At 70.8% G+C, this 19,069-nt stretch carries 31 protein-coding genes; 22 read left to right on the top strand and 9 right to left on the bottom strand.

The genetic code is table 11. The features are described from left to right. Positions 1 to 10 precede the first annotated feature (10 nt). Entirely contained in the window at positions 11 to 583 is a 573-nt protein-coding gene (locus ACV7NM_RS02680) for a TetR/AcrR family transcriptional regulator (RefSeq protein WP_463408685.1), read from the top strand. A gap of 98 nt (positions 584 to 681) precedes the next feature. Here the strand turns inward: ACV7NM_RS02680 and ACV7NM_RS02675 are convergent, their stop codons facing one another. Further along, positions 682 to 1,233, bottom strand: a complete 552-nt coding sequence (locus ACV7NM_RS02675) for a DinB family protein (protein WP_463408684.1) — start codon at positions 1,231 to 1,233, stop codon at positions 682 to 684. Positions 1,234 to 1,392: 159 nt separating this feature from the next. Here ACV7NM_RS02675 and ACV7NM_RS02670 point away from each other — a divergent pair, with 159 nt between their 5' ends. Next, a complete protein-coding gene (locus tag ACV7NM_RS02670) occupies positions 1,393 to 2,172 on the top strand; it encodes an SDR family NAD(P)-dependent oxidoreductase (protein ID WP_463408683.1) in 780 nt (259 codons plus the stop codon). A gap of 60 nt (positions 2,173 to 2,232) precedes the next feature. Here the strand turns inward: ACV7NM_RS02670 and ACV7NM_RS02665 are convergent, their stop codons facing one another. After that, positions 2,233 to 2,541, bottom strand: a complete 309-nt coding sequence (locus ACV7NM_RS02665) for a hypothetical protein (RefSeq protein ID WP_463408682.1) — start codon at positions 2,539 to 2,541, stop codon at positions 2,233 to 2,235. Between the two features lie 184 nt (positions 2,542 to 2,725). Here ACV7NM_RS02665 and ACV7NM_RS02660 point away from each other — a divergent pair, with 184 nt between their 5' ends. Continuing rightward, positions 2,726 to 3,505: a maleate cis-trans isomerase family protein gene (locus ACV7NM_RS02660; RefSeq protein ID WP_463408681.1), complete on the top strand. Its 780-nt coding sequence runs from the start codon at positions 2,726 to 2,728 to the stop codon at positions 3,503 to 3,505. A gap of 85 nt (positions 3,506 to 3,590) precedes the next feature. Here ACV7NM_RS02660 and ACV7NM_RS02655 read toward each other — a convergent pair whose 3' ends face one another. After that, on the bottom strand, positions 3,591 to 3,854 hold the full coding sequence (locus ACV7NM_RS02655) for a DUF4404 family protein (RefSeq protein WP_463408680.1): 264 nt from the start codon (positions 3,852 to 3,854) through the stop codon (positions 3,591 to 3,593). 221 nt (positions 3,855 to 4,075) lie between these two features. Here ACV7NM_RS02655 and ACV7NM_RS02650 point away from each other — a divergent pair, with 221 nt between their 5' ends. From ACV7NM_RS02650 to ACV7NM_RS02595, 12 genes are all read left to right on the top strand, one after another. Continuing rightward, the gene (locus tag ACV7NM_RS02650) at positions 4,076 to 4,354 is read left to right on the top strand and encodes a GlsB/YeaQ/YmgE family stress response membrane protein (protein WP_136215431.1); all 279 of its coding nucleotides are present in this window, start codon (positions 4,076 to 4,078) and stop codon (positions 4,352 to 4,354) included. A gap of 379 nt (positions 4,355 to 4,733) precedes the next feature. Continuing rightward, entirely contained in the window at positions 4,734 to 5,045 is a 312-nt protein-coding gene (gene gvpO / locus ACV7NM_RS02645) for a gas vesicle protein GvpO (RefSeq protein WP_463408679.1), read from the top strand. A gap of 47 nt (positions 5,046 to 5,092) precedes the next feature. Then, on the top strand, positions 5,093 to 5,527 hold the full coding sequence (locus ACV7NM_RS02640) for a gas vesicle structural protein GvpA (RefSeq protein WP_463408678.1): 435 nt from the start codon (positions 5,093 to 5,095) through the stop codon (positions 5,525 to 5,527). Beyond that, positions 5,524 to 6,243, top strand: a complete 720-nt coding sequence (locus tag ACV7NM_RS02635) for a GvpL/GvpF family gas vesicle protein (protein WP_463408677.1) — start codon at positions 5,524 to 5,526, stop codon at positions 6,241 to 6,243. Before ACV7NM_RS02640 ends, ACV7NM_RS02635 begins: the two co-directional genes overlap by 4 nt. A 5-nt stretch (positions 6,244 to 6,248) precedes the next feature. After that, a complete protein-coding gene (locus tag ACV7NM_RS02630) occupies positions 6,249 to 6,485 on the top strand; it encodes a gas vesicle protein GvpG (protein WP_463408676.1) in 237 nt (78 codons plus the stop codon). Between the two features lie 8 nt (positions 6,486 to 6,493). Next, positions 6,494 to 7,138 carry a DNA primase gene (locus ACV7NM_RS02625; protein ID WP_463408675.1) on the top strand — a complete coding sequence of 215 codons (645 nt, stop codon included), beginning with the start codon at positions 6,494 to 6,496 and terminating at the stop codon, positions 7,136 to 7,138. Further along, on the top strand, positions 7,131 to 8,282 hold the full coding sequence (locus ACV7NM_RS02620; protein WP_463408674.1) for an SRPBCC family protein: 1,152 nt from the start codon (positions 7,131 to 7,133) through the stop codon (positions 8,280 to 8,282). Before ACV7NM_RS02625 ends, ACV7NM_RS02620 begins: the two co-directional genes overlap by 8 nt. Next, a complete protein-coding gene (locus tag ACV7NM_RS02615) occupies positions 8,279 to 8,599 on the top strand; it encodes a gas vesicle protein (RefSeq protein ID WP_463408673.1) in 321 nt (106 codons plus the stop codon). The genes ACV7NM_RS02620 and ACV7NM_RS02615 overlap by 4 nt, the downstream gene beginning before the upstream one ends. Further along, positions 8,596 to 9,414: a GvpL/GvpF family gas vesicle protein gene (locus ACV7NM_RS02610; RefSeq protein ID WP_463408672.1), complete on the top strand. Its 819-nt coding sequence runs from the start codon at positions 8,596 to 8,598 to the stop codon at positions 9,412 to 9,414. The genes ACV7NM_RS02615 and ACV7NM_RS02610 overlap by 4 nt, the downstream gene beginning before the upstream one ends. After that, on the top strand, positions 9,411 to 9,596 hold the full coding sequence (locus tag ACV7NM_RS02605) for a gas vesicle protein (protein ID WP_463408671.1): 186 nt from the start codon (positions 9,411 to 9,413) through the stop codon (positions 9,594 to 9,596). Before ACV7NM_RS02610 ends, ACV7NM_RS02605 begins: the two co-directional genes overlap by 4 nt. After that, complete coding sequence (locus ACV7NM_RS02600; protein WP_136215421.1) at positions 9,593 to 9,865, top strand: gas vesicle protein K; 273 nt, start codon at positions 9,593 to 9,595, stop codon at positions 9,863 to 9,865. The genes ACV7NM_RS02605 and ACV7NM_RS02600 overlap by 4 nt, the downstream gene beginning before the upstream one ends. A gap of 58 nt (positions 9,866 to 9,923) precedes the next feature. Beyond that, positions 9,924 to 10,301: a hypothetical protein gene (locus ACV7NM_RS02595; RefSeq protein WP_463408670.1), complete on the top strand. Its 378-nt coding sequence runs from the start codon at positions 9,924 to 9,926 to the stop codon at positions 10,299 to 10,301. Positions 10,302 to 10,432: 131 nt separating this feature from the next. On the opposite strand, the gene ACV7NM_RS02590 is transcribed toward ACV7NM_RS02595, so the two are convergent. Continuing rightward, positions 10,433 to 11,614: a methyltransferase domain-containing protein gene (locus tag ACV7NM_RS02590; protein ID WP_463408669.1), complete on the bottom strand. Its 1,182-nt coding sequence runs from the start codon at positions 11,612 to 11,614 to the stop codon at positions 10,433 to 10,435. A gap of 106 nt (positions 11,615 to 11,720) precedes the next feature. Then, a complete protein-coding gene (locus ACV7NM_RS02585) occupies positions 11,721 to 11,996 on the bottom strand; it encodes a gamma-glutamyl-gamma-aminobutyrate hydrolase family protein (RefSeq protein WP_463408668.1) in 276 nt (91 codons plus the stop codon). Positions 11,997 to 12,173: 177 nt separating this feature from the next. Here ACV7NM_RS02585 and ACV7NM_RS02580 point away from each other — a divergent pair, with 177 nt between their 5' ends. From ACV7NM_RS02580 to ACV7NM_RS02555, 6 genes are all read left to right on the top strand, one after another. Then, positions 12,174 to 12,584, top strand: coding sequence for a VOC family protein (locus ACV7NM_RS02580; RefSeq protein WP_463408667.1), 411 nt, complete (start codon positions 12,174 to 12,176; stop codon positions 12,582 to 12,584). Between the two features lie 132 nt (positions 12,585 to 12,716). Beyond that, a complete protein-coding gene (locus ACV7NM_RS02575) occupies positions 12,717 to 13,241 on the top strand; it encodes a helix-turn-helix transcriptional regulator (protein WP_463408666.1) in 525 nt (174 codons plus the stop codon). Then, positions 13,241 to 13,924, top strand: coding sequence for a glyoxalase (locus ACV7NM_RS02570; RefSeq protein WP_463408665.1), 684 nt, complete (start codon positions 13,241 to 13,243; stop codon positions 13,922 to 13,924). The genes ACV7NM_RS02575 and ACV7NM_RS02570 overlap by 1 nt, the downstream gene beginning before the upstream one ends. A 104-nt stretch (positions 13,925 to 14,028) precedes the next feature. Then, entirely contained in the window at positions 14,029 to 14,604 is a 576-nt protein-coding gene (locus tag ACV7NM_RS02565) for a DUF6817 domain-containing protein (protein WP_463408664.1), read from the top strand. A gap of 41 nt (positions 14,605 to 14,645) precedes the next feature. Beyond that, positions 14,646 to 15,056, top strand: a complete 411-nt coding sequence (locus ACV7NM_RS02560) for a hypothetical protein (protein ID WP_463408663.1) — start codon at positions 14,646 to 14,648, stop codon at positions 15,054 to 15,056. Beyond that, positions 14,993 to 15,337: a hypothetical protein gene (locus tag ACV7NM_RS02555; RefSeq protein WP_463408662.1), complete on the top strand. Its 345-nt coding sequence runs from the start codon at positions 14,993 to 14,995 to the stop codon at positions 15,335 to 15,337. Before ACV7NM_RS02560 ends, ACV7NM_RS02555 begins: the two co-directional genes overlap by 64 nt. Here the strand turns inward: ACV7NM_RS02555 and ACV7NM_RS02550 are convergent. Further along, on the bottom strand, positions 15,301 to 15,801 hold the full coding sequence (locus ACV7NM_RS02550) for a hypothetical protein (protein ID WP_463408661.1): 501 nt from the start codon (positions 15,799 to 15,801) through the stop codon (positions 15,301 to 15,303). The two genes, ACV7NM_RS02555 and ACV7NM_RS02550, sit on opposite strands and share 37 nt — an antisense overlap. 195 nt (positions 15,802 to 15,996) lie before the next feature. Between ACV7NM_RS02550 and ACV7NM_RS02545 the strand changes: the two genes are divergently transcribed. Further along, positions 15,997 to 16,158, top strand: a complete 162-nt coding sequence (locus ACV7NM_RS02545; protein ID WP_037792689.1) for a hypothetical protein — start codon at positions 15,997 to 15,999, stop codon at positions 16,156 to 16,158. Positions 16,159 to 16,265: 107 nt separating this feature from the next. Here ACV7NM_RS02545 and ACV7NM_RS02540 read toward each other — a convergent pair whose 3' ends face one another. From ACV7NM_RS02540 to ACV7NM_RS02530, 3 genes are all read right to left on the bottom strand, one after another. Next, positions 16,266 to 17,108 (bottom strand): alpha/beta fold hydrolase, encoded by an 843-nt coding sequence (locus tag ACV7NM_RS02540; RefSeq protein WP_463408660.1) that lies wholly within the window; start codon positions 17,106 to 17,108, stop codon positions 16,266 to 16,268. Further along, on the bottom strand, positions 17,105 to 17,698 hold the full coding sequence (locus tag ACV7NM_RS02535; RefSeq protein WP_463408659.1) for a TetR/AcrR family transcriptional regulator: 594 nt from the start codon (positions 17,696 to 17,698) through the stop codon (positions 17,105 to 17,107). The genes ACV7NM_RS02540 and ACV7NM_RS02535 overlap by 4 nt, the downstream gene beginning before the upstream one ends. Positions 17,699 to 17,790: 92 nt before the next feature. Then, positions 17,791 to 18,948 carry an FAD-dependent oxidoreductase gene (locus ACV7NM_RS02530; protein WP_463408658.1) on the bottom strand — a complete coding sequence of 386 codons (1,158 nt, stop codon included), beginning with the start codon at positions 18,946 to 18,948 and terminating at the stop codon, positions 17,791 to 17,793. Between the last annotated feature and the right edge of the window lie 121 nt (positions 18,949 to 19,069).

Here is a 19,069-nt window from a genome sequence, read left to right as displayed (position 1 = left end):
CAATGCCGACATGCCCCATGCTTCCGAGACCCGCCAGAGCATCATCGACGCCGTACTGCGGATCATCGGGCAGGACGGCATCGCCGCCGTCACCAACCGTCGGATCGCGAAGGAGGCCGGAGTCTCCCTCGGTTCCGTCACCTACCACTTCGCCACCCAACACGAGTTGCTCCGCGAGAGCCTGCTGCACTTCGTGGCCGAGGAGACCCGGCACTTCACGACGCTCGCCGACGCGTGCACCGACGAGCGCTTCGACATCGGGCAGGCGGCCGAGGTGGTGGCGCGGGTCGCGGGCGGCAACGCCTTCGACAGCCGCCACATCGCGCCCTTCGAGCTGTACGTCGAGGCCGGCCGCGACGAGCGGCTGCGCGCCGCCGCGGCCGAGTGCTTCGCCGCCTACGACCTGCTGGCCACCCGAATCCTCGCCCAACTCGCAGTGCCCGATCCCGAACGTCTGGCCGGCGCGGCCGTCGCCCTCGTCTTCGGACAGCAACTGCGCCGCCTGGCCACCGGCGCCCCCGCCGAGGACCTCGTCGACACCCTGCTGATCCTCACGAGGTTCACCCCGACGCAAGCCCCGTGAACACCCGCGGCCCACCGGCCGCGCGAGCAGGAGACGTCAGACCGTGACGCGCCGCACACGCGCTACTTCCCGCGCACCCGCTACTTCCCGCGCACCCGCTACATCCCCCGCGCTCCGTCGATCCGCTCGCGGAGCAAGTCGGCATGTCCGTTGTGCCGGGCGTACTCCTCGACCATGTGGATGAGCACCCAGCGCAGGGACACCGTTCCGCGCCACGTGTCCAGACCCTGGACGTCCAGGTGCGGCGCCTGGCGGACGTAGTCGTCGGCGAAGGCCACCTCGTCCCGCCACACCTGCCAAGCCGTGGCGATGTCAGCGGGAGCCGACGAGGCGTGATCGAAGTCCCCGTCGGGTTGGTGGGGTGAGGAGAACAGCGCGGGGGCGTCCTGTTCCGCCAATACCCGGCGAAACCAGCGGCGTTCCACATCGGCGAGGTGCCGGACGAGGCCGAGCAGGGAAAGCGTGGACGGCTCCACGGAGCACCGGGACACTTCCGCACCGAGGCCCGCACACTTCAACTGCAGTGTCGCGCGCTGGTCCGCAAGGAAGCCCAGCAGCATGCTCTTCTCGTCACCGGTCGAGGGACCACTGAACCGGCGGTCGTATTGCACACCGTCGAACAACTCGGCTCTTCTTCGGGCAAAGGTCATGGCGTCATCATCCTGCACGGCGCCGACCGGTTCGACCTGGCAATTCCCCCTCACGGGGCATTGACCGGCGTAACCTGGCGGTCCGTTCCCGCAGGGAGGTGCCGCGGGTGTCGTGGCCTGGGCGGCCTCTGCCGTGGACGTGCCGTCTAGGGTACGAACATGACCTCACAGCGCTACCTCTGCGAACTCTTCTCGCTGGAAGGCCGGGTCGCCGTCGTGACGGGCGGTAGCTCCGGGATCGGCCGAGCGATCGCCGGCGCTCTCGCCCGAGCGGGGGCGAGCGTGGTGATCGTGGCGCGCAAGGAGTCCGAACTGGCGGCGACGGTCGACGAGCTGACGGCGGAGGGCTGCCGGGCGGCCTGGTCGAGCGCCGACCTGAGCACCCGCGACGGGGTGCGGGCGGCGGCGGAGCAGGCGGCCGGGGTGTTCGGCGAGCCCGACATCCTCGTCAACAGCGCCGGGATCAACCTGCGACCGCCAATGGACGAGCTGGGCGAGGAGGTGTGGGACGCCACGATGGCGGTGAACCTGGAGGCGCCCTACCTGCTGGGGCAGCGGTTCGGGCCCGGAATGGCCGAACGGGGATTCGGGCGGATCATCCACGTCACCTCCCAGCAGGCACACCGGGCCTTCGTGCAGAGCGGCGCCTACGGGGTCTCCAAGGGCGCGTTGGAATCGCTGGCCCGCTCTCAGGCCGAGGCCTGGTCGCCCTACGGCGTCACCTGCAACACGCTGGTGCCCGGCTTCGTGATGACCCCGCTCAACGCGCGATTGTCCTCCGACCCGCAGAAGGTGGCGGCGCTGGCCGAGCGCACTATGGTCGGCCGCAACGGTCTGGCCGAGGACTTCGCCGGGGCGGCGGTGTTCCTGGCCGGCCGCGCCTCCGGTTACCTCACCGGCCAATCGATCTTCGTCGACGGCGGACTGTCCGTCCACTGAGCCGCGACGGGGCTGGCCGCGGCCCGCTCCGTCGCCTGCCCTCCCCGGCCGGGACCCGACTCAGCCGATGCTCTGGTGGTCCACGATGTCGCAGTCGGTGTAGACCGGCGGCCTGGTCATCAGCGCCGAGAGCCGCTGAGCCAGCTCGTCGGTCTGGGGCGCGTTGCTGTTGGCCATGGCGGCCTCGTAGGACTCGAACTGGACCACCGCGAAGTAGCGGTTGGAATCGGCCCGGTCCTTGAGCAGGGTGCGGGCGGCCGGGGTGCCGGTCCGGCTCTCCGAACGGGCGCGCTCCTCGTACTCACGCAGGACGTCACGTACCTCGCTGATCCGCTCGGTCTCGAAGTCGATGATCTGTGCGAACTTCATGTGCCCGGGTCCTCCTTGCGCGTGGCGGCCCCGCGGGTGGGGTCATCCTGCCGCCAGCAAACACCGCCATGGCGCGCGCCCCGGGGTCACACGCCCGTCGGCGCGGCGATTCCACGAGGTTGGCGGGTGTCGGGGAGACACTGGGGCGGACGGACCAGGACGCTTCGACGCGGAGGGCGAACGGGTGTACCGACCCGATGGCTGGGACACGCAAGTGCGCATCGGGGTGCTCACCCCGCATGCCGATGTGGGGCCCGAATCCGAGCTGCGGGCGATGGCGCCCGACGATGTCGGCCTTCACACGGCCAGGGTCCCCTTCGGCGCGATGCGGCAGGGCGGTGCCATGGACCCGGCGATCCCGCTGGCTCCCGTACGGGCCTTCGCGGAGCCTCCCCATGTCGATGACGCGGCGGAACTACTGGCCGCCGCGCCCGTCGACGTGCTCGCGTTCGCGTTCACCAGCTCGGCCTACGTCACGGGAGCCGATGCCGAGGCGGCGATGCTGGAGCGGCTGTCCGCGCGGGCGCACGGCCTGCCGGTGGTCGCCACCTGCTCCGCCGTCACGCAGGCGCTGAGGGCCCTGGGCGCGGGCCGCATCGCCCTGATCGACCCGCCGTGGTTCAGCGCCGAACTGAACGGCCTCGGCCGGGCCTACTACGAAGCCGCGGGCTTCGGCGTGGTGTACGCCGCTGCGTGCTCGCTCCCCAGCGGACAGCAGCTGATCCGGCCCGCCGAACTGCACGACTGGGTCGTCGGGCACGTGCCGTCGGATGCCGAGGCAGTGGTCGTCGGCGGTAACGGATTCCGCGCAGTCGGAGCGGTGGAGAGCATGGAACGGACCTTGGACCGGCCCGTGCTCGCCGCCAACCAGGTACTGCTGTGGGCCGCGCTGCGGGCCGCCGGGAAGCCGGCCGAGGGGATCGACGGGTACGGCCGACTGTTCCCGCTGACCGCCACTGGGTGACCGGGACCGAAACCGTCACCGGGATCGTGGCCGTGACCGTGACCGTGACCGTGATCGTGACCGGGACACAGGGGCAACGCGGATGTCAGATGCCGATGTTGGCCAGAGCCACACCGATTCCGCGCAGTGTCCCGGCGACCCTGGGATGGTCGGCTTCGAAGCGTTCCGCCGACAGGTTCACCCCGTGGGTCAGGCCGGAGTGCGAGGCGGTGTCACCGGTCCGGAGCCGGTCCTCGATCTTGTCGATCAGTGCGCGGATGTCCTCACGCTCCCTCGGCGCGAGAGCCGGCTGCTCGTCGAGCTGCTCGCGCAGCGATTCCAGCCGGTGACGCAGGTCCTGCACAGACATCGGATTCTCCTTCACTGGGCCTCAGGGCCCCACCGGGGCGGCGAAACTCTCCGTGGCGCGGGCATACAGCGACTCCACTGCCCGGAAACGTGCCCTTGATCCTTCCCCCCGAGCCCGTCGTGGCGAGCGGAAACGATCGGGATATCAGGGCGTTTGAAACCGTCCGTACGGCGCAGACGGTCGTTGACAACAGCTTTATCCAACGAGGCAGGAGACGCATCATGGGCATTCTGGCGTGGATCTTCATAGGCCTTTTCGCGGGTCTCATCGCCAAAGCGCTGATGCCGGGCAAGGACCCGGGCGGCATCATCATCACCATGCTGATCGGAATCGCGGGCGGACTGCTCGGCGGCTGGCTCGGCAAGGTCATCTTCGGCGTCGACTCCATCGACGGTTTCTTCGATCTCTCCACCTGGATCGCCGCCATCATCGGCTCCGTCATCCTGCTCGCCGTCTACCGTCTCGTCACGGGCAACCGCCGCCACCACAGCCACGCGTGAACGCCCCACGCACCTCAGCGCGAAACGGCTCCGCCTCCCTAGGGCGGAGCCGTTCTCGTTGTCCGCAGGAGCGCTTCTCGTGCGGCACCCGGCCGGGCCCGGCCCGACACAGGACCGTGCCGCGACCGCGTTGGTTTCCTGCGCGTGGGGCCCTCGGCGTGCGGCTTCGTACCGCGCCCCCGGTGGCGGTGTACGACCGCCACCCGAGGCAGGCGCCCCCCGTGCTGATCACTGCGCCGCCGGCGAGCATGCACGATCGCTACCCGCTTTTTTTTGACAGGCGAAATATCAAAACGCCCAAACCTCACATTCCAACTCGCCCTGCATTCCATACGGTTTGAGGCCGGGGCAGTCGGTCATACGCGGCAGGGAGGAAGTCATGGCCAACACATCTGACAACGACACACAGAAGAAGGCGGACGGGGGGAAGCCCCCGCGCCCGGCAGCGGTGATCCTTTCGGCGATGCAGCAGCTGTCCCAGTTGCTCGGCCTACCGGCCGAGGGGGTGAGCTCCTGTGAGCGCGCCGAAGACGGCACCTGGAAGCTGAAGGTCGAGATCGTCGAACTGCCCCGCGTGCCGGACACGATGACGCTGCTCGCCTCGTACGACGTGGAAGTCGACGGCGAGGGCGAGCTCATCGGCTACCGGCGCACCCGCCGCTACGAAAGGGGCCGTGCGGACCGTCGCTGACCCGGCGGCACCTCCCGGCCCGACCCCAGAGAAGGGAACCGGAAACTATGACTGTCGTTCCTGCCCAGCCCGCGCCCGCCGCCTCGGGTGGTGGCGGTTCCAGCGGCCTGTACGACGTACTCGAACTCATCCTGGACCGAGGCCTCGTCATCGACGCGTTCGTACGCGTGTCCCTGGTCGGCATCGAGATCCTCAAGATCGACATACGCGTGGTCGTGGCCAGCGTGGACACCTACCTGCGCTTCGCCGAAGCCTGTAACCGACTCGACCTCGAAGCGGGCCCCCGCAAGAGCCCGGGCCTGCCCGACCTCGTCGGCGAAATGACCGAGTCGGGGGCGCGGGGCAAGACCAAGGGCGCCCTGAGCGGCGCGGCGCAGACCATCTCCGACGCCTTCAGCCAGGCCCGCGAGGAGAACTCCGAGGAGAAGAGCGAGAGCCGGCCGCGCCGGCGTACCACCACCCGCCGGGAGGAGAAGGAATGAGCACCTACGTCTACGGCATCACGAGTGCCTCGCAGAAACTGCCCGACAGCATCGAGGGCATAGGCGAGCCGCCCCTGCCCGTCCGAACCGTACGGGCCGGAGAGCTCGTCGCCCTGGTCAGCGACGCCCCCACGGAACTCAAGGCGAAACGGCGCGACCTCCTCGCCCACCAGCGGGTGGTGATCCAGGCGCAGGTGAGCGGACCCGTCCTGCCCATGCGCTTCGGCGGCGTCTCGCCCGACGACGAGGCCGTGGGCGCGGTCCTCAGTGAGCACCACGACGCCTACCTGGAGCGCCTGGGCGTCCTGGCCGGTCGTGACGAGTACAACGTCAAGGCCAACCACCACGAGGAAGCCGTCCTGTACGCCGTACTGGCCGCCGATCCCGAACTCCGCGCCCGCCACCAGGCCAACCGAGCGGCAGGCGGCGGCACCCACGAGGAGAAGCTCGCCTTCGGTGAACTCGTCGCCCGGGCCGTCTCCGAGCGGGAGCGAACCGACGCCGCACTGATCGAGCAGACCCTGGCACCACTGGCCGAAGGAGTGCGCCGGGGCCCCGAGGGCACCGGCCGGCTGGCCAACCTCTCGTTCCTCGTGGACCGCGAGCGTCGGGAGGACTTCCTCGCCGCCGTCCGCGGCCTGCACGAGCAGCACGAACACCTCCAGGTACAGGCGACCGGACCGCTGCCCCCGTACAGCTTCGCCGAGGCGGGCTGAGGGCCGTGGGCCTGCTCAAGGAAGTACTGCTGCTCCCTGCCGCGCCACTGCGCGGGACCGGATGGGTCCTGCGCCAGGTCGTCGCGGAAGCGGAGCGGCAGTACTACGACCCCGCCGTGGTCCAGCGTGAACTCGCCCGGCTCGTGGAGGCCTTCGAGGCAGGCGGTATGGACGAGTCCGAATTCGACCGCCGGGAGGACGAACTCCTGGCCCGACTGGAAAGCAGGATGCGACCGCAATGAACAACCGCATGGCAATGGGACTGGCAGTGAGCGCCGGCTATGTGCTGGGCCGCACCAAGAAGGCCAAACTCGCCTTCGGTCTGACGACTTTGGTGCTCGGCCGGAAACTCGCCCCCGACGGAGCTTCGGTCGCGTCTTTCATCGGCAGCCGCCTGGGTGACAGCCCCCAGTTCAAGGAGATACGCGAGCAACTGCGCACGGACTTGCGCGGGGTGGGTTCGGCGGCGGCGAGCGCCCTGGTCGACCGCCGGTTGGAGGCGGTCGCCGACCGGCTCCACGACCGCACGCTGGACGTACAGGACCGCCTCGCGGGGCTGACCGGTCGGGACGACAAGGACCGCGTCGACGATGAGGCCGACGAGGACCGCGCCCCTGACGAAGGCGACGAGGACAGCGCCACGGACCAGGCCGACCGGTCCGACCAGACCGACGACGACGAGGACGGCGCCGGTGAGCGGCCGGCGCGCAAGCGAGCGGCCCGCAAACAGACGGCCGGTCGCAGCGGCAGCCGCCGTACCGCGACCTCCGCTGCCAAGAGTCCGGGCAGGGCGAAGCGCAAGAGCGCCGAGGCCGACACGGACAAGCCGCCGGCCCGACGTACCGCCGCGAAGCGGTCCGCCGGCCGCGGCCGGGGCGGTGACGGCGATGCCTGAGACCGCACTCGCACGACTCAAGGACAGCCCCGCCGCCGACCGGGCCAAGCAGGAGCTGGAGGCCTACTTCATGGCCCAGGCCGAACGCCTCCTGGCGGGCGCCGGCCGGGCCATGGGCCGCTCCACCGCGCACCTGAACGCCCTGGCCGACGGCAGCAGCCCCGGACTCAAGGCGCTGGCCCTGGACGGCGCCCGCAAGATGGGCAAGGGGCGCGGACCCCTCCGGGCGGTCATCGAAGCCGGGGCCAAGCAGGCCAAGGACAAGACGGCGGACGCGGTGCGCGAGCGGCTGGGCCGGCGGGGCGGCAAGCCCGGCCGCGGCCGTCCCACCGTCATCCTCGAATCGGTGGACGTGGGCGTACCCGTCAAGGACGCCTACAACCAGTGGACGCGATACCGCGAGTTCCCGGACTTCGCGCGAGCGGTCACCAGTGCCGAGGCCGCCGATGAGACCACCAGCAAGTGGAACGCCAAGATCTTCTGGTCGAAACGCAGTTGGACGGCGCACATCACCGAGCAGGTGCCCGACGAGCGCATCGCCTGGACGTCCGAAGGCGCCAAGGGCACCACGCGCGGCGTGGTCACCTTCCACGAGCTGACGGTCGACCTCACCCGCGTCCTGCTGGTCATCGAATACCACCCGCAGGGCCTCATGGAGAAGACCGCCAATCTCTGGCGCGCCCAGGGCCGACGCGTACGCCTGGACCTGAAGAACTACGCCCGCTACCTCACCGTGAAGGGCGGCGCCTCCGACGGCTGGCGCGGCGAGATCCACGAGGGCGAACTCGTAGAGCCCCATCGGGACGACGAGGAGGAGCCCGACGAGATCGGCGCCGAGGACGCGAGCGACCACTACGACGAGGAAGCACCTGACCCCGACGCCGACGAGGCCGACGAAACCGCGTACGACGACGCCTACGACGGCGAGGACGAGGAGGAGGTCGAGGAAGGGGAACAGAAGGGCGCCTACGAGGACGACGGTTACGAGGACGAGGCCTACGAGGACGAGGCCGACGCTCCCGCCGCCGACGACGACCGGGCGGAACCGCAACCGGAAGATGAACCGGAAGAGGAGCCCGAGCCCGAGGACGAGCCGGAAGCCGCCCAGCCGCGCGGCCGCCGGGAAAACCGACGACGCGCATGACCATGCCCCCCGGCCTGCCCCGGTCCTACGACGACAACTCCAGCGCCAACCTCGCCGACATCCTCGAACGCGTCCTCGACAAGGGTGTGGTCATCGCCGGGGACATCCGCATCAACCTCCTCGACATCGAACTGCTCACCATCAAGCTCCGCCTGGTGGTCGCGTCCGTCGAGCGGGCCAAGGAGATGGGGATCGACTGGTGGGAACAGGACCCCGCCCTCTCCTCCAAGGCCCGACACCGCGAACTGGGCAAGGAGAACGAGGAACTGCGCCGACGCGTCGCGGAGCTGGAAGCGCGCCAGGAGGAACTCCCGTGACGGACGAACTGCTCTACGTCTACGCCGTCCTGCGGAGCGCGACGCCGCCGTCCCCGCCCCTGGCCCTCGACGCCCGGGCCCCTCTGGGGCAAGGCCTCCGACTGGTCGAGTACCAGGGGCTCGCGGCAGTCGTGGAACCGGTGGAGGCGGCCGACTTCGACGAGGAGCCGTTGCGCGCGCACCTGGAAGACCTGGACTGGCTCGCCGACGTGGCGCGGGCCCACCACGAGGTGGTCGCCCACGTCGGCCGCCGGACCACCACGGTGCCCCTCCGGCTGGCGACCCTGTGTCGGGGCCGCTCCGGGGTCCGGCGCATGTTGGCGGATGCCTACGAGGCCCTCGGCGAGGCGCTGGAACGGGTGACGGACGCGGAGGAGTGGGGCGTCAAGCTCTACGCCCAGCCCACCGCCCAGCCGGCCTCGGCCGACCCCCCGCCCGCCGACTCGGGTACGGAGGCCGCTCCGGCCGCCTCCGGGCGCGACTACCTGCGCCGCCGACTGGCCGACCGGCGAGCGGAAGCCGACCGCACGGGCCAGGCCCGGCGAGCGGCGGAAGCCCTCCACCAACGGCTCACCGTCGAGGCGTCCGGGGCGGTGCTCCACCCGCCCCAGCAGCAGCAACTGTCCAAGACTCCCGGACAGAACGTCCTCAACGCCGCCTACCTCGTGCCCACGGCGCACCGCCAGGCGTTCCTCGACCGCGTCCCGGCGGCCGATGACCTGCCGCCGGGCGTCCGGGTGGAGGTCACCGGCCCCTGGGTGCCCTACTCGTTCACCCATACGACCGCGCCCGTCCCGTCGGCCGAGCCCACATGATCGGGGATCAGGACGTCGCCCTCGTGGACCTCCTCGACCGCCTGTTGGCGGGCGGTGTGGTCCTCGCCGGTGACATCACCCTGCGCATCGCCGATGTCGATCTTGTACGCATCGACCTCAAAGCCCTGATCAGCTCGGTGAACGACAACGTGCCCACACCCTGGATGGAAGGAACGCCATGAGCCGTCCGCAGCGGGTGGACCTCGACCCCGACACCGTCGAACGCGACCTGGCCCGTCTCGTGCTGACCGTCATCGAACTGCTGCGACAGCTGATGGAGCGCCAAGCGCTGCGCCGGGTCGAGACCGGAGGTCTCTCGGAGGACCAGGAGGAGCGCCTCGGCCTGACGCTGATGCTCCTCGAAGACCGGATGGAACTCCTGCGCAGTCGTTTCGGACTGCGACCCGAGGACCTCAACATCGACCTCGGTCCCCTGGGAAAGCTGCTGTGAACGCCGGATTCACCCCTGCGGAGGGTTTATCGTACGGAGTTGCGGTCACACGCTGGACATGACCGAATCGGGAAAGTCCACCAACAGCAGTTCCACGTCAGCGAGTTCCTCCAACGGGACCAAGGCCCGCTCTCGGGCCGCCGGCGCGGCGCGCGAGGGCGCGAAGGCGGCCTCCGACGCGGCGAGCGGCACCACGGGCGCCTTCACCGCCCTGCCCGCACCACTGGCACAGAAGACCGTGGCCGCCGCGCAGGCGCTGCGCGGCAGTGTCGGCCGGGCCGGTTGGATCTGGACCGCGATCCGGGCCCGAAAGGCCATCGCGGCCGGAGCCGCCACCGCCGGTGCGGCAGCGGTGACCACCGCCTACACCCTGGGACGCCGCTCGGGCCTGCGCCGCCGGGGCCCGCTCTCACGGCTCACCGGCGGCCGCATCTGACCCGGCGCGGACGCCCGAACGACTGGGGAGCGGTTTCGCGGTACTCGCGAGCCGCTCCCCGGCGCGTCCGACGGATCACCGGCTCAGCCGGTGAGCCCGCACCGCGCGCACGCGACCGATGACCGGACGGTTCAGGACGTCAGCTCCGTCAGGTCGGCCAGTACCTCACAGACGACGAGCGGGTCCAGGTCACCGAACTTCAGCGGATGGGTACGCGAAGGCCAGTGGTCGCAGGGCCGGCGGTCCAGCCAGACGGTCTCCAGTGTTTGCTCGGGGAACTCCTGGGCCATGCCCGCGGCGGTGCCCTCATCCAGCGCGATCACCAGATGGCACTCGGGACCCAGTCGGCGCGAGAACCATCTCTCCACGCCGGCGTCCTGCGGTTCCCCCCTTTCCCAGCCGCGTTTCTGCATCCCGAGCAGCCTTTCGACGGCCACCTTGATCCCCTCGAAGCGGGTGAGTCGGGCCCCTGCGGCCTCTTCCTCGGTGAGGGCGCACACCGGCCGGTCCAACTGGGGGACCGTCAGCCGCCAACCCTTCGCGTCCAGCATCGGCCGGAGGTTCGGTTCGGCGAGCAGGTCGTCGGGGCTGAGGGGGCGGCCGTGGCGGGCGGCCCGCTCGGCGCGGCCCGCCGGGTGGAAGAGCAGGAGGGTGGCGTCGGCCGCGCCGACCCGTGCCCATTCGCTCAACGCGGCGCGCGGGTGGGGCAGGTGGTCGAGGAGGCCCGCGGTGAAGACGCCGTGCACCGACGCCGTGGTGAGGGGGAGTCGGGTGCAGTCCGCGAGGAGGAGCCGCCCCGACTCCCCACGGCCGACGCGGGCGGCCGCGGTGAGCATGGCGTGGGTGACGTCGACACCGAGGACGCGACCTGCGCCGCCGACCTGCGCGCGCAGCGCGGGCATGGCTCGACCGGTGCCGCAGCCCAGATCCAAAGCGGTCTGCCCGTGCCCCAACCCCATCCGGGCGACGGCGGCCTCGTAGGCCGGAGTCTGGTGGGAGAAGCGATCCTCCCACGCCTCGGCCCGGTGGGTGAAGAAGGCACGGATGGCCGTGGTCCCCGCGCGATCCGCCGCGAGCGCGATGAACCGGGCCGGCACGCGATCCCACCACGGTTCCGGTGTGGTGAGTCTCGTGGCGGACTCCTCGTCCGCTGCCGCGCGATCGACTTCCACGGGGAACCGCAGCCCCCAGGCGCAGGCGCCGATACGGAACGCCTGTACGGCGTGCCGGTCGTCGGAGGCCAGGACGACGGCGCCCTGCGGGAGTTCCAGCCGGTCGCCCCCGGCGCGGCACGCACGGCTGCCCGGGCACATGGGCGAACAGTGGATCAGAGGCCGCTGCCGGAGTGACCTCCAACCGCGTCCAGCCAGGCCGGGGGTTCGCCGGGCAGCGGGCAGCGCCCCCCGCCGCGACGGCCAGTCACCGGGCGCCATGGCAGACCCCGAGCACGGGCACCTCCGCTTCCAGCGCGGCCCGCAGCAGTGCGAGCTCGGCGCGGCGGCCGGTGGCGTCTTCGTCCGCACAGGAGTCGTCCGGGTCGCCCGTCACCACCAGCGCCTCGATTCCGGTGAGGCCGCTCGGCAGGTCATCCGTCCAAACCCGGTGGACGCGGAGGTCCAATCCCGCGGCTCGGGTGGCGACGACGACGGGGCGGGGCGCGGCCCCGGGTGTGTGCCGTAGGACTACGACGGCCACCGGCAACTCCTTACATGCGTGCCGCAGCGGCGATGCAGCGCCGCACATGCGCCATAATGAATGGAAATGCGCCGCATATGCGATAGCTCATGCGGGCGTGGGGCGGGTGGGTGCCGGCGGACGGTTCGATCAGGAATCGACAAGCGCCCCACGGGGCAACGGTTTTAACCTCTCGTCATGGACATCACCATTTACACGACCACCCTGCCGCACGACGACCCGGACGCGGCGATCGCCTTCTACCGCGACGTTCTCGGCTTCGAAGTCCGCAGCGACGTCGGGCAGGGCAGGATGCGCTGGGTCACGGTCGGTCCGGCCGGTCAGCCCGACACGTCCCTCCTCCTCGCGCCGCCGGCCGCGGACCCGGGAATCACCGAGGACGAGCGCCGCACCATCACCGAGATGATGGCCAAGGGCACGTACGGCTGGATCCTGCTGGCCACCGCCGACCTCGACGCGACGTTCGAGAAGGTGCAGGCCGGCGACACCGAGGTCGTACAGGAGCCGACCGAGCAGCCGTACGGTGTCCGCGACTGCGCCTTCCGCGACCCGGCCGGCAATCTGGTCCGCATCCAGGAAATTCTCTGAGTTCCACCCGGGCACCGGTGCGGCCGGCTCGGCGGGGCCGGTCCCGGTCCCCGAGTTCCCGGAGTGCCTGCCCCGAGCCACCCCGGGCGCTCGCGGGCGTCGATGGCAGAAGAAGGGAAGGGGAGGGATCGCATGTGCAAGCCCGAATGGCGGCGCGCACGCGTCGAGTCACAGCGCCTGACCGATCTCGCGCGGCTGCGCCGTGTCCGGGACCGGATCGACAGGGAGTACGCGCAGCCGCTGAACGTGGAGGCGCTGGCCCGCGGTGCGAACATGTCCGCCGGGCACCTCAGCCGGCAGTTCCGGGCCGCCTACGGCGAGTCGCCTTACGCGTACCTGATGACGCGCCGCATCGAGCGCGCGACCGCGCTGCTGCGGCGTGGCGACCTCAGTGTCACCGACGTCTGCTTCGCCGTCGGCTGCGCGTCGCTGGGCACGTTCACGACCCGCTTCACCGAGCTGGTCGGGATGCCGCCAGGGGTCTTCCGGCGCCGCATGGCCGCTGCGGCGGCCGACGGCACGGACGCCGCAGGTCCGGACGGCGCCGAGGCGGGGCCCGCGGTCATGGTCGAGGGAATGCCCGCGTGCGTGGCGAAGCAGGTGACAAGACCGGTCAGGATTCGAGAAGCGCCGGGCGTCGAGCGGCCCCTAGCGTGATGGTCATGGCATCCACCGCATCCACCGCATCCACCGCGTCTACCGTGTCCCCCGCATCCACAGCCTTCCTTTCGTCGGTCACCCTCGAGGTGGCCGATTTCGAGGCCGCCCACCGCTTCCACACCGCCTTCGGGGTGGACGCTCACGTACGCCTGCGGGCCTCCGAAGCGCCCTCCACCGGATTTCGCGGCTTCACCCTGGCGCTCACGGTGTCCCGTCGGGCCACCGTCGACAGCTTCCTCGACGCCGCCGCGGACGCCGGCGCCACGGTTCTCAAGCCCGCCACGAAGTCGCTGTGGGGCTACGGCGGCGTCGTCCAAGCGCCGGACGGGACGATCTGGAAGGTCGCGACCTCGGCGAGGAAGGACACCGGCCCCGCCACGCGAGAGATCGACGAGGTCGTCCTCCTGCTCGGCGTCGAGGACATGAAGGCGAGCAAGCAGTTCTACATCGACCGGGGCCTGACCGTGGCCAAGAGCTTCGGCGGCAAGTACACCGAGTTCGCCGGCGGCGACGGTCCCGTCAAGCTCGCGCTGTACAAGCGCGCCGGCCTGGCCAAGGACCTCGGCGTCCCGGCCGACGGCACCGGCTCGCACCGCATCGTCCTCGGCAGCACCGCCGGGTCCTTCACCGACCCGGACGGATTCGCCTGGGCGGCGTCCACGCCGTCCGAACCGTCCTGACTCCGCCCGCCCTCACCCTCCCGCCGCCCCGCCCCGCCCCGCCCCGCCCCTCCCGTCGCGGGTCGCGGGTCCGGCCGTGGGCGCGGGCTGGAGGAGGCCGAGCCGTGGCCCGGGCCGGGCAGGGAATCCCACGCATTGACCGGAGCGTCCATCGGCCGAGAGGATCACCGGGAGGCCCGGGGCGGTGCACCGCCCGGCGCCATCACACACGTCCGGACCGGGCGAGGCGCCCTACGGGTGCCGACCAACCGCGGCCGAAAGGACACCGACACCGTGCACACCGTGCCCGCTCAGCCCCCTGCCGCCGAACGGGCCCTGGCCCTTCTGCGCGAGTTCGACGCCGAAGGCATCGCCCACCCCGGGGCCCCCTCCTCGCCCACCTCCAGCGCGGGCGCGACCCGCCCGCCTGGAATGCCCGCCCGGCCCTCCAACTCGCGGGCCTCTGCCACGCGTTCTACGGCACGGACGGCTTTCCCACCGGTCTGCCGCCTGTGGACCGTCGCGGGGATCTGGCGGCGGTCATCGGTGCCGAGGCGGAGGCGATCGTGTACCTGTACGCCTCATGCGACCGGCAGGCCACCTCCCCCCTCCTCGGCCCTCGCCCCCGCGGACGAGCCACCCCACTGACCGGCCGTTCGGGTGCGTGCGCGGCGAGCAGGGCCGTACGGTGGGACGCGTAGGCGGCGCGCCCACGGCGCAGGCGGCGGTCGAAGGAAGCGGGGTGGCGAGGACGCGGGAGCGGTCGTTCGGTACCGGGGAGACGGTGGTGCGGCGAGACCTGTACCGCGGTCGGGTCTGGAGCGAGCAGGCGCTGCGCGTCGTCGCCGACACCCCGGAAGCGCTGGTGGCCGCCTGCGCGCCCGGCGCGGACGTGTGCTGGCCCACCCTGTACGCCAAGGCCCATGGAGAGAACGACCGTTCGGCGCGCAAGGCGGCGTTCGACGCGATGGCGACGGGGGAGTGGGAACTCGCCTCGGCGCGGTGGGAGCGGACCGAACTGATGCAGTGGAAGCCGCCGGCGGCCTGGTTCAGCGTCAACGCCTTCTACACCGCGGCAGGACTTCGCAATTGGTACGCCAATTTCGAGCATCCCGCCCGCCGGCCGAAACCGGCTTCGACACCCTCGACCTGACTGTCGACCTGGTCATCGACCCCGACCTGGAGCGGTTCGAGTGGAAGGACGAGGACGAGTACGCCCACGTGCGGCGGCTGGGCATCGTCACCGACGCCGAGCACCGGGAGGTGGAACTCGCCCGCGGCCAGGTCCTCGCTATGCTCGGCGACCGGACCGGGGTCTTCGCGGCGGCCGAAGCCTGGGCTGCTTGGCGCTGGGACCCGGAATGGACACTGCCCCGCCTTCCTGGCGGTGGGACCGGTCAGCCCGTCGTCTGCAACGAGTCCCGCACGGCGTGAGCGTGCGCGCACACGACGTCGGCCGAAGCGGCGGGGATGCGCATGCGACGCAACAGGTCTCGTGTGGTGCGCAGGGTGAGCGTGCTGCGCCACGTGGTGCCCGGGTACCGGGATCGCAGGTGCGACAGGGCGCGGGTACCTATCCCGGTGGAATGGAGGTGCCCGTCCAGGTCGACGCCGGTCACGACGCCTTCCGCGCAGGCGGTGCAGATCCGGTAATGGATCTGACCGACGACCTTGCGGCCGTGAACCAGGAGCAGGCACTCCTCCCCGGCCACATCCGCGGCTCCGTCGCCGGGGATGTGGGTGGAGAGGAGAGCGATGTCGCGATAGGCGCGGATCCTGCCGCGCAGCCGCCTGCCGAACCCTCCGCGCCGCCCGTGGCGCGCCCCATGGGGGGCGGCGTCGGGGTCGGCGGCGGAACGGAACAGTGCGCTCGTGGGACGTGCGTGTTCTCCGGACATGAACCTCGTGTGCCCAGGCGACGGCCCCTGACGCCCCCTCACTCCGCGAGGCCCTCCCGGGCCCCGAGACATGTTCCGGACATGCCTGGGCGTCAAGCGCGCTCTCCTGCCCGCCTGCCGGGATAAGAAACCGATAAGGATCGCGTGCATGGGTGGGGGGCCGCCGGGCAGAAGGCGGTTCGGAGGTTGATAACAATGGTTCCCTTGCTTCTCGTTCTTCTGCTCGCTCTGATCCTCTTCGGTGCCGGTTTCGCGGTGAAGATCCTCTGGTGGGTCGCCATCGCCGTTCTGGTGCTCTGGCTCATCGGCTTCGTCGCCCGTCCCAAGGGAGGCAGTGGCCGCTGGTACCGCTGGTAGCCGCTCGGCGTCCGCGCAGTGGTGACATCCAGGGCGGTGGCCCGCCCCTTCCCGAACGGGGGGGCAGGCCACCGCCCTGTTTGTCGCGGCGACGGCCGGCCGTGAGGCTACGAGCGGAGGGTCCTCCGAAGGAGCTCGCAGAACTCGGCGGGGTGGGTGGTCAGGCCGGTGTGTCCGCCGGGGAAGTGCAGGAGTTCCGTGCCGATACGCTCGGCCATGAGGGCCGCCGGACGGTAGGGCAACTCGCCGCGCGAGTCCTCCCCGCCGGCGAGCACGATTCGGTCCGCCAGAGCCTTCATCCGCTGCATGTCCGGGCTGTAGGACATGAAACCGGGCACGATTCGACCCATGAAGTACGGCAGGTTGGCCATCATCTGCTCGACCCGTTCCGTCGCCCGGGGCGGAAGCTCGATCCCGTCCTCGGGTTCCCTTGCCACCGCGCTCTCATCCTTGCTCAGACCTGCGGCGAACAGGGCCATCGCCGGCATGAGCCCTTGGGCGCGGAGCGTCTCCTGTACGCGTGCGATGAGCGCGCGGTGTTCGGCGGCGTCCGGGAGGACCTCCACCAACGGAGGCTCGTGCGCGATGACGCGTACCACGCGTTCGGGATGTGTGATGAGCAGATGCAGAGCGGTGATGGCGCCCGAGCTGGAGCCGAACACCCGGGCGGGCTCACCGGGGGAGAGGAGTTCCAACAGGCGGAACGCGTCATCGGCGTGCTCGGCCACCCGCTGTTCGGCCCAAGGGGCGTCCAACGCACTGCGGGACATGCCACGCGGGTCGTAGGTCGCGACGGTGTAATCGACGGCCAAGTCCTCGGCGACACCGGCCAGTGAGGCGGCGTCGCCCGTACCTCCGGGGATCAGCAGCAGGAGCGGGCCTTGGCCGCGCACTTCGTAGTGCAGGGTCGCGCCGGGTGCGCGCAGTCCTCCGGTGGCCGGGTCGGTCATGCGGGGTCTCCTTCTCCTGGCGTGGGCCAGTGCTCCAACAGGGTGTGCAGGGCGTCGAGGGCGCGGACCCAGGACTGCTGCGGCGAACGTTCGTGCCCGAACCCGCCCGTCGCCTCCAAGGCGACGAACCCGTGGAACGTGCTGCGCAGCAACCGGACGGCGTCCGTGAGATCGGGCTCGGGGAGTCGATAGCCGCGCAGCATGCCGTAGGTCAGTGCGACCGCGCGCCGTGGCCCTGGAGCCGCCGCGACCAGCTCGGGATCGATCCGGATGGCGGTCTGCGTCGCGGCGTAGCGGCCCGGATGCCGGTGGGCGTACTCCCGCCAAGCGTTGGCGAACGCGGTCAGGGCGTCCTTGCCCGCCCGACCGGCGGTCGCCTCCGCGATGCGCAGGGTCTTCTCGTCCGCCGCGAGCAGTGCGATCCGCCCGCGCAGATCCTCCAGATTGCGCACGTGGGTATAGAGGCTCGCGTCCTTCACCCCCAGCCGCCGAGCCACCTGGGACATCGTCACCTGCTCGAACCCCACCTCGTCCGCCAACTCGGCGCCGGTGAGGGTCACCCGCTCCGCCGTCAGTCCGGCCCGTGCCATGTCCCCTCCTGCTGATCGGCAGTTCCTGAGTACTCTAGGTATAACCTAAGGCCTCTAGGAAATACAATCGCTCAGCGTGTTGCGGGAGTTCGTCAATGGCCGGCTTCGCGGGCGAAGTCGGGCAACTCGGTGGACAACAGTTCCTCGGCTCCACCGTCTAGCAGCCGTGCCATCGCCACCGAGCGGGGCAGCATCGTCTCCTCATAGGCGCGTACGGCGTCGTCGACGGTGTCGTGGCGGGCGAGGGCGAGGGCAAGGTCGCCGGCGTCCAGCATGGCCAGGTTCACGCCGACGCCCAGCGGCGGCATGAGGTGGGCGGCGTCGCCGAGCAGGGTCACCGTCGAGTCGTGGTCCCAGGTGTGCGGTACGGGCAGGGCGTATATCGGGCGGTCGACGTAGAGCCCGTCGTTGTCGGTGATCAGCCGGCGCAAGAGGGGTGACCAGTCTCGGTAGCGGTCCGAGAGGAGGGCGCGGATGCGGTCGGTGTCATGGAGGGTGAGGCCGTTCGCGGTGATCCAGTCGGCCGGGACGCGCTGCACGATGTAGACCCGGATGTGGTCGCCGCCGTTGCGCTGGGCGAACAGGCCTCGGTCGCCGTCGGCGGCGGCCGCGCCGCCCTGTCCGACCAGCGCCGCGATGTCGGGATGCCGGTGGTCGACGTCGTGGAACCAGGCTTCCAGGAAGCTCACTCCGCTGTACCGGGGAGTGGTGGGGGAGAGGGCGGCCCGGACCTTGGACCAGGCGCCGTCGGCGCCGATGACGAGATCGGCCTCGACGGTGGTGCCGTCGGTGAAGTGCAGCCGCCTGGCATCGCCGATCGGGCCGCTGATCGGCGCGCTGACCCTCTGCAAGGCGTGGCCCCAGCGCACGGTACCCGGGTCGATGGAGTCGAGCAGCAGGTCGCGCAGCCGGCCGCGATCGATCTCGGGCTTGAACAGCTCGTCCTTGTCGGGGAGGTGGTGGAAATGGACGGTGCCCGTCGGGTCCATCTGGCGCATCTCCTGGCCCTCGGGACGGGCCAGTCGGAAGAACTCGTCGAGCAGGCCGGCTTCGCGCAGGGCGACCTGGCCGTTGTCGGCGTGGAGATCGAGGGTGCCCCCCTGGTCGCGGGCGTTTGGGCCGGCGTCGCGGTCGTGGACGGTGACGCCGATGCCGTGCCGTTGGAGGATGCGGGCGCAGGTCAGGCCGCCGGGGCCGGCTCCGATGATGGCGATGCGGGGGGCGGGGGTGGTCTTCGGGGTGGTGTTCACGGTGGGGCTTCCGTCCGTTCGTGGGGCGGTGTATGGGCGGCCTCGGGACCGCCTCTCCACAAAAACACAACAAGCCAATAAGTGCAACGAGTCAACTTTTAGATCTGGACAACCGAAGCGG

The sequence above is a fragment of the Streptomyces sp. Tek67B01 genome (genome assembly GCF_055231995.1).
Note: the sequence above shows the minus strand (reverse complement) of the source record. Positions and strands in the feature narration are given on the sequence as shown.

What these genes read in the sequence shown, in the direction of transcription:
- ACV7NM_RS02680 (WP_463408685.1), top strand. Translation starts at nt 11, where the DNA reads ATGCCCCATGCTTCCGAGACCCGCCAGAGCATCATCGACGCCGTACTG.
- ACV7NM_RS02675 (WP_463408684.1), bottom strand. Translation starts at nt 1,233, where the DNA reads ATGACCTTTGCCCGAAGAAGAGCCGAGTTGTTCGACGGTGTGCAATAC.
- ACV7NM_RS02670 (WP_463408683.1), top strand. Translation starts at nt 1,393, where the DNA reads ATGACCTCACAGCGCTACCTCTGCGAACTCTTCTCGCTGGAAGGCCGG.
- ACV7NM_RS02665 (WP_463408682.1), bottom strand. Translation starts at nt 2,541, where the DNA reads ATGAAGTTCGCACAGATCATCGACTTCGAGACCGAGCGGATCAGCGAG.
- ACV7NM_RS02655 (WP_463408680.1), bottom strand. Translation starts at nt 3,854, where the DNA reads ATGTCTGTGCAGGACCTGCGTCACCGGCTGGAATCGCTGCGCGAGCAG.
- ACV7NM_RS02650 (WP_136215431.1), top strand. Translation starts at nt 4,076, where the DNA reads ATGGGCATTCTGGCGTGGATCTTCATAGGCCTTTTCGCGGGTCTCATC.
- gvpO (WP_463408679.1), top strand. Translation starts at nt 4,734, where the DNA reads ATGGCCAACACATCTGACAACGACACACAGAAGAAGGCGGACGGGGGG.
- ACV7NM_RS02640 (WP_463408678.1), top strand. Translation starts at nt 5,093, where the DNA reads ATGACTGTCGTTCCTGCCCAGCCCGCGCCCGCCGCCTCGGGTGGTGGC.
- ACV7NM_RS02635 (WP_463408677.1), top strand. Translation starts at nt 5,524, where the DNA reads ATGAGCACCTACGTCTACGGCATCACGAGTGCCTCGCAGAAACTGCCC.
- ACV7NM_RS02625 (WP_463408675.1), top strand. Translation starts at nt 6,494, where the DNA reads ATGGCAATGGGACTGGCAGTGAGCGCCGGCTATGTGCTGGGCCGCACC.
- ACV7NM_RS02620 (WP_463408674.1), top strand. Translation starts at nt 7,131, where the DNA reads ATGCCTGAGACCGCACTCGCACGACTCAAGGACAGCCCCGCCGCCGAC.
- ACV7NM_RS02615 (WP_463408673.1), top strand. Translation starts at nt 8,279, where the DNA reads ATGACCATGCCCCCCGGCCTGCCCCGGTCCTACGACGACAACTCCAGC.
- ACV7NM_RS02605 (WP_463408671.1), top strand. Translation starts at nt 9,411, where the DNA reads ATGATCGGGGATCAGGACGTCGCCCTCGTGGACCTCCTCGACCGCCTG.
- ACV7NM_RS02600 (WP_136215421.1), top strand. Translation starts at nt 9,593, where the DNA reads ATGAGCCGTCCGCAGCGGGTGGACCTCGACCCCGACACCGTCGAACGC.
- ACV7NM_RS02595 (WP_463408670.1), top strand. Translation starts at nt 9,924, where the DNA reads ATGACCGAATCGGGAAAGTCCACCAACAGCAGTTCCACGTCAGCGAGT.
- ACV7NM_RS02590 (WP_463408669.1), bottom strand. Translation starts at nt 11,614, where the DNA reads ATGTGCCCGGGCAGCCGTGCGTGCCGCGCCGGGGGCGACCGGCTGGAA.
- ACV7NM_RS02580 (WP_463408667.1), top strand. Translation starts at nt 12,174, where the DNA reads ATGGACATCACCATTTACACGACCACCCTGCCGCACGACGACCCGGAC.
- ACV7NM_RS02575 (WP_463408666.1), top strand. Translation starts at nt 12,717, where the DNA reads ATGTGCAAGCCCGAATGGCGGCGCGCACGCGTCGAGTCACAGCGCCTG.
- ACV7NM_RS02570 (WP_463408665.1), top strand. Translation starts at nt 13,241, where the DNA reads ATGGTCATGGCATCCACCGCATCCACCGCATCCACCGCGTCTACCGTG.
- ACV7NM_RS02550 (WP_463408661.1), bottom strand. Translation starts at nt 15,801, where the DNA reads ATGTCCGGAGAACACGCACGTCCCACGAGCGCACTGTTCCGTTCCGCC.
- ACV7NM_RS02545 (WP_037792689.1), top strand. Translation starts at nt 15,997, where the DNA reads ATGGTTCCCTTGCTTCTCGTTCTTCTGCTCGCTCTGATCCTCTTCGGT.
- ACV7NM_RS02540 (WP_463408660.1), bottom strand. Translation starts at nt 17,108, where the DNA reads ATGACCGACCCGGCCACCGGAGGACTGCGCGCACCCGGCGCGACCCTG.
- ACV7NM_RS02535 (WP_463408659.1), bottom strand. Translation starts at nt 17,698, where the DNA reads ATGGCACGGGCCGGACTGACGGCGGAGCGGGTGACCCTCACCGGCGCC.